6 protein-coding genes are annotated in these 6333 nt (G+C 74.2%); all 6 read left to right on the forward strand.

All coding sequences use genetic code 11. The annotated features are described in order from the left end of the window. A partial coding sequence (locus CBZ_RS17220; RefSeq protein ID WP_165446833.1) for an AAA family ATPase occupies positions 1 to 1014 on the forward strand: 1014 nt, incomplete at its 5' end. Positions 1015 to 1097: 83 nt separating this feature from the next. Next, positions 1098 to 1427, forward strand: coding sequence for a hypothetical protein (locus tag CBZ_RS17225; protein ID WP_130782709.1), 330 nt, complete (start codon positions 1098 to 1100; stop codon positions 1425 to 1427). A 127-nt stretch (positions 1428 to 1554) separates the two neighbouring features. Continuing rightward, positions 1555 to 2802 carry a signal recognition particle-docking protein FtsY gene (gene ftsY / locus CBZ_RS17230; protein WP_130782710.1) on the forward strand — a complete coding sequence of 416 codons (1248 nt, stop codon included), beginning with the start codon at positions 1555 to 1557 and terminating at the stop codon, positions 2800 to 2802. 186 nt (positions 2803 to 2988) lie between these two features. Further along, positions 2989 to 4293, forward strand: coding sequence for an ammonium transporter (locus CBZ_RS17235; RefSeq protein ID WP_130782711.1), 1305 nt, complete (start codon positions 2989 to 2991; stop codon positions 4291 to 4293). Then, on the forward strand, positions 4293 to 4634 hold the full coding sequence (locus CBZ_RS17240; RefSeq protein WP_130782712.1) for a P-II family nitrogen regulator: 342 nt from the start codon (positions 4293 to 4295) through the stop codon (positions 4632 to 4634). Before CBZ_RS17235 ends, CBZ_RS17240 begins: the two co-directional genes overlap by 1 nt. 22 nt (positions 4635 to 4656) lie before the next feature. Continuing rightward, positions 4657 to 6333: [protein-PII] uridylyltransferase family protein (locus CBZ_RS17245; protein WP_130782713.1), on the forward strand; the 1677-nt coding region annotated here is incomplete at its 3' end.

A 6333-nucleotide genomic window follows, 5' to 3' on the forward strand; every position in this document is an offset into this window, starting at 1 on the left:
GGCGCCGCGCAGGCGCTGTCCGCCCTCGACGAGTCGCTGCGTCGGGCGTCGGCCGAGCGCGAGGCCGCCGAGGCGGCGCGCGCCGAGCGCGAGCAGCACGTCGGGGCCACGCGCGCCCGCGTCGAGGAGCTCGCCGCCGAGCTCGGCCGGCTCACGGACGCCGCGCACCGCGACGAGGTCGCGCGCACGCAGCAGCGGCTGCGCATCGAGCAGCTCGAGACCCGGTCCGTCGAGGAGCTCGGGCTCGACCCGCAGGTCCTGCTCGACGAGTTCGGCCCGCACCGGGACGTCCCCGTCGTCGTGCCGCCCGGCACCGAGCCCGACCCGGACGCGCCGACCGCGGTCCCGTTCGTGCGCGAGCAGCAGGAGAAGCGCCTGCGGGCCGCCGAGCGCGCCCTGTCGCTGCTCGGCCGCGTCAACCCGCTCGCGCTCGAGGAGTTCGCGGCTCTCGAGGAGCGGCACCGGTTCCTCACCGAGCAGCTCGCCGACCTCAAGAAGTCGCGCTCCGACCTCCTGGAGATCGTCAAGGAGATCGACGAGCGCGTCGAGCAGGTCTTCGCCGACGCCTACCGGGACACCGCCGCCGCGTTCGACGTCGTCTTCCCGCGCCTCTTCCCCGGCGGCGAGGGGCGGCTCGTGCTCACCGACCCCGACGACATGCTCACGACGGGCATCGAGGTCGAGGCGCGCCCCGCCGGCAAGAAGGTCAAGCGGCTGTCGCTGCTGTCGGGCGGCGAGCGGTCGCTCACGGCCGTCGCGCTGCTCGTCGCGATCTTCAAGGCCCGCCCGAGCCCGTTCTACGTCATGGACGAGGTCGAGGCGGCCCTCGACGACGCCAACCTCGGCCGGCTGCTCGACATCTTCCGCGAGCTGCAGGAGGACTCGCAGCTCATCGTCGTGACGCACCAGAAGCGCACGATGGAGATCGCGGACGCGCTCTACGGCGTGACGATGCGGGGCGACGGCGTGACGACCGTCGTGAGCCAGCGGATGCGCGAGGACGTCGCCGTCTGACGGTGTGGAGATTGTGTGCGGCTTGCTCGCCACACGGGTGACCCGGCGCGAACCGGTCGCCCGGGGCGCGGAGACTTGACCCCGTGGCCGTCCTCCTCGCTGTCCTGCTGTCGCTCGTCGTCGCCGCCGTCGTGATCCTGCTCGCCGTGGCGACCGGGCGCGCGGGCGCGGCCGACGACGCGCACCCGGGGCTGTGGCAGGCGTTCCGCGCGGGCTGGCGGTCGCGCCGGCGACCCGACGCGGACCAGCGGGAGGCCGCCCAGGCCGCCGCCGCGGAGCCCGTCGACGTCTCGCTCGCCGAGTTCCTCCAGGCCACGACGGACCACGGGCAGGCGTACCTGCAGGTCGACGACCTCGCCGCGTCCCTCGAGCGGGCGGCCCGCCGCGCGCAGCCGCGCCGTCGCGGGGCCTGACCGACCTCTCGGGTCGGACGCCCTTCGGGCGCCGCACGGGCGCCGCACGGGTGGTGTGGGCCACGTCGCACCCGCCGCACGGGCCACCGGCTCGCGCGCACGGGCGCCGCCCCGACAGACTGTCCGCGTGGACCAGGACACCCTCAACCTGCTGATCGCCGTCGGACTGCCGACGGTCGTCGTCGCGACCCTCGGCACGCTGCTCGTGCGCCGCGGCCGCGGCCGTGGCGACCGGACCGGCACGACGCCGACGCAGGCGCCCGAGAAGCCGACGACGCCGACGCCGCCGACGACCGGGCAGGGGGGCACGGCGCCCGCCCCGTCGGCGCCGCCCGCCCCGATCGACGTCGCCGACGTCCCCGGTGCGCAGGCGCCGGAGGCCACGCCCGACGACGTCGCCGAGCTCGAGCAGCCGCCCGTCCTCGAGGTGCCCGCCCCGGTCGCGGGCCGGCTGACGCGGCTGCGCGACCGGCTCTCCCGCTCCGGGTCGCCGCTGGGGACCCGGCTCCTGCAGGTCCTGTCGCGCGACCACCTCACGGAGGACGACTGGGACGAGCTCGAGGAGACGCTGCTGCTCGCCGACGTCGGCGCCGGCCCGAGCACCGAGATCGTGGACGCGCTGCGCACGCGCGTGCGGGTCGAGGGGCTGCGCGAGCCCGCGCACGTCAAGGCGCTGCTGCGCGAGCAGCTCCTCGCGATCGTCGACCCGTCGCTCGACCGCTCGCTCGGCACGACCCCGTCGACGGCCGAGGACGGCTCGACGCTGCCCGCGGTCGTGCTGGTCGTGGGCGTCAACGGCACGGGCAAGACGACGACCGTGGGCAAGCTCGCGCGCGTCCTGGTCGCGGAGGGGCGCAGCGTCGTCCTCGGTGCGGCGGACACGTTCCGTGCGGCCGCCGCGGACCAGCTCGAGACGTGGGGCTCGCGCGTCGGCGTGCGCACGGTGCGCTCGGACCGCGACGGTGCCGACCCGGCGTCGGTCGCGTTCGACGCCGCCCGCACGGGCCGCACGGAGGGCGTCGACGTCGTGCTCGTCGACACCGCGGGCCGGCTGCAGAACAAGGCGGGCCTCATGGACGAGCTCGGCAAGATCACGCGCGTCCTGACGCGCGAGGCGCCGCTGTCCGAGGTGCTGCTCGTGCTCGACGCGACGACGGGGCAGAACGGCCTCAACCAGGCGCGCGTCTTCGCCGAGGTCGCGGGCGTCACCGGGATCGTCCTGACGAAGCTCGACGGGACGGCGAAGGGCGGCATCGTCGTCGCGGTGCAGCGCGAGCTCGGCGTGCCGGTCAAGCTCGTCGGGCTGGGCGAGGGCCCGGACGACCTGGCGCCGTTCGACCCGGAGGCGTTCGTCGACGGGATCCTGCAGGGCTGAGACGGGCCCGCTCAGCAGGCGGACATCCGGGACGTCCTGGACGCGCGCTCACCACGAAACCGAACGTTTACGCGCACGTCGGCGTTGTCACACGGCCGTAACACCTTCCGCGCATCGCCGAAACGGGCCTCGAAGACCTTGGTACCCGACCAGCCACCCCCGGCTGGCGACGGGAGAGGCGATTCGATGTTCGAACTTGACAGCGGCAACACCGCCTTCATGATCCTCGCCGCGTCTCTGGTGCTGCTGATGACGCCTGCCCTGGCGTTCTTCTACGGCGGCATGGTGCGCGGCAAGAGCGTGCTCAACATGATGATGATGAGCTTCGGTGCCCTCGGGCTCGTCTCGCTCATCTGGGTCCTGTACGGCTACTCGGCGACGTTCGGCTCGGACATCGGCGGGTTCATCGGCAACCCGACCGAGTTCTTCGGCCTGCAGGGCTTCACGGACGAGCAGAGCCTCATGGCGGGGACGGGCGTGCCGTTCCTCGTCGCAGCGGGCTACCAGCTGACGTTCGCGGTCATCACCGTCGCGCTGATCTCCGGTGCGATCGCCGACCGCTTCAAGTTCAACGCCTGGCTCGTGTTCGCGGGCGTGTGGGTCACCGTCGTGTACTTCCCCCTGGCGCACATGGTCTGGGGCGGCGGGCTCCTGGGCGGCGGCTACTTCCTCGCGGACGCGCTGCCGCTGCCGATCGACTTCGCCGGTGGGACGGTCGTCCACATCAACGCCGGTATCGCGGGCCTCGTGCTCGCCGTCGTCGTCGGCAAGCGCCGCGGGTTCGGCCGCGAGCCGATGCGACCGCACAACCTGCCGTTCGTGATGCTCGGTGCGGCGCTCCTGTGGTTCGGCTGGTTCGGCTTCAACGCGGGCTCCGAGTTCGCTGCCGACGCCACGGCCGGACGCGCCTGGCTCAACACCACGGTCGCCACGGCGGTCGCGATGCTCGCCTGGCTCGGCACGGAGAAGGTCCGCGACGGCCACGCGACGTCGCTCGGCGCGGCCTCCGGCGTCGTGGCCGGCCTCGTCGCCATCACGCCCGCCGCCGCCGCGGTGGACACGTGGGGCGCGATCGGCATCGGCCTCGTCGCGGGCATCCTGTGCGCCCTCGCGGTCGGCCTGAAGTACAAGTTCGGCTACGACGACTCGCTCGACGTCGTCGGCGTCCACCTGGTCGGTGGTCTGGTCGGCACGATCCTCATCGGCTTCTTCGCCACCAACGAGAACTCCACCTGGTACCCCGAGGGTGCCGAGAACGGCCTGTTCTACGGTGGTGGCGTGGGTCAGCTGGCCACGCAGATCATCGTCGCCCTGTGCGCCGTGCTCTTCAGCGGCCTGGCGACGCTCGTCATCGCCCTGATCCTCAAGGCCACCATCGGCCTGCGGGCGACGGAGGAGGACGAGGTCGTCGGCCTCGACCTGGCGACGCACGGTGAGACGGCGTACGAGTCCCTGGGCGCTGGCGCCCGTGTCGTGACGGAGGTGAAGTGATGACGAAGCTCGTGACGGCGGTCATCCAGCCGCACAGGCTGGACGACGTGAAGTCGGCGCTCGAGGCGGCCGGTGTCCGTGGTCTGACGGTGAGCGAGGCGAGCGGCTACGGCCGGCAGCGCGGCCACACGGAGGTGTACCGCGGTGCGGAGTACACCGTCGACCTGGTGCCGAAGGTCAAGATCGACGTGCTGGTCTCCGACGAGGACGCCGCGGGCGTCACCGAGGTGATCGTGCGCGCCGCGCAGACCGGCAAGATCGGCGACGGCAAGGTCTGGGTCGTGCCGGTGGAGGACGTCGCCCGCGTCCGCACCGGTGAGCACGGCGACGACGCCCTCTGAGCAGGACGGTCCCGCGCAGCACATGACACAGCAACGGCCGCCCGCGGGGGGCGCGGCCGAGAACGAGTCGCCCGAGGTCCCGCACCCCCTCGTGGGGGTGCGGGACCTCCGCGTCGAACGGCTCGACCTCGCCGGCCGCCTCACCGGCCCCGCGTCCGACGGCATCGCGCGCCGCGCCGCCGTCGCGGACCTGGTCCGTCACCGTCTCGCCGAGCTCTGGCAGGTCGCCACGGACGGGCAGGACGTCAACGGCATCGCGCTGGGCGCGGTCGGCAGCATCGGGCGCGGCGACGCGAGCCCGGTGAGCGACCTCGACCTGCTGCTCGTGCACGAGGGGCGGGGGCACTCGCCCGAGATGCTCGCGGAGCTCGCGCAGCGCCTGTGGTACCCGATCTGGGACGCGGGCCTGGACCTCGACCACTCGGTGCGGTCGCTCGCGCAGTGCCGTCAGGTGGCGTCGAAGGACTTGCCCGCGGCCGTGGGGCTGCTCGACCTCCAGCCCGTCGCGGGCGACGCGGTGGTCATCGCGCGCGCGAAGTCGGCGCTGCTCGAGGACTGGCGCTCGGCGGCCCGTCGGCGGCTGCCCGAGCTGCTCGCGTCGACCCGGCAGCGTGCCGAGCGGCACGGCGAGCTGGCGTACCGGATCGAGCCCGAGCTCAAGGAGGCCCGCGGGGGGATCCGCGACGCGGTCGTGCTGAGCGCGCTGGCTGCGACCTGGCTGACCGACCGTCCGCACGGCGCCGTCGACCACGCCTACGCGCACCTGCTCGACGTGCGCGACGCGGTGCAGGTCGCGACCCGGCGGCACACCAACCGCCTGCTCCTCGCCGACCAGGACGAGGTCGCGGCGCTCGTCGGCTTCGACGACCGCGACGACCTGCTCGCGAGCATCGCGGAGGCGGGGCGCGTCATCTCCTACGCGCTCGACACGACCGCGCGCAACGCCCGCCAGGCCCTCCAGCGGCCTGCCCGCAAGCCCGTCCTCGTGCGGGGACGGCGCACCGCGCCGCGGCTGCGTCCCATCGCCGAGGACCTCGTCGAGCACGACGGCGAGATCGTGCTGGCGGTCGACGCGCGCCCCGCGGAGGATCCGCTGCTGTCGCTGCGCGCCGCCGCGACGGCCGCGCGGACGGGCCTCGCGCTCTCGCCCGTGACGGTCGCGAGCCTCACCGCGACACCACCGCTGCCGACCCCGTGGCCCCGTGCCGCGCGCGCGTCGTTCCTGCAGCTCCTGGGGTCCGAGCAGGCCCAGGTCCCGATCTGGGAGGCCCTCGACCTCGCGGGCGTCGTGACGACCTGGATCCCCGAGTGGGCGGGCGTCCGCAACCGCCCGCAGCGCTCGCCCGTGCACCGGCACACGGTCGACCGGCACCTCGTCGAGACCGTCGCCCGGGCCGGTCGCGACCGGCGGGACGTCGAGCTGGGGGACACGCTGCTGCTCGCGGCCGTCCTGCACGACATCGGCAAGCGCGCGGGTGCGGGCGACCACTCGGTCGAGGGCGCACGGCTCGCGGGGCCGATCGTCACGCGGATGGGCTTCGACGAGCGCGTCTCGTCCGACGTCGCGCGGCTCGTCCGGGAGCACCTCACGCTCGTCGAGCTCGCCACGACCGAGGACCCCGACGACCCCGCGACCGTGCGGCGGCTGCTCGACGCCGTCGACCACCGCGCGGACCTGCTCGCGGTCCTGCGCGCCCTC

The sequence above is a fragment of the Cellulomonas biazotea genome, assembly GCF_004306155.1.
In the GTDB taxonomy this organism is placed as follows: Bacteria; Actinomycetota; Actinomycetes; order Actinomycetales; family Cellulomonadaceae; genus Cellulomonas; species Cellulomonas biazotea.

Coding starts and splice junctions, on each gene's coding strand:
- CBZ_RS17235 (WP_130782711.1), top strand. CDS start 2,989: ATGTTCGAACTTGACAGCGGCAACACCGCCTTCATGATCCTCGCCGCG.
- CBZ_RS17240 (WP_130782712.1), top strand. CDS start 4,293: ATGACGAAGCTCGTGACGGCGGTCATCCAGCCGCACAGGCTGGACGAC.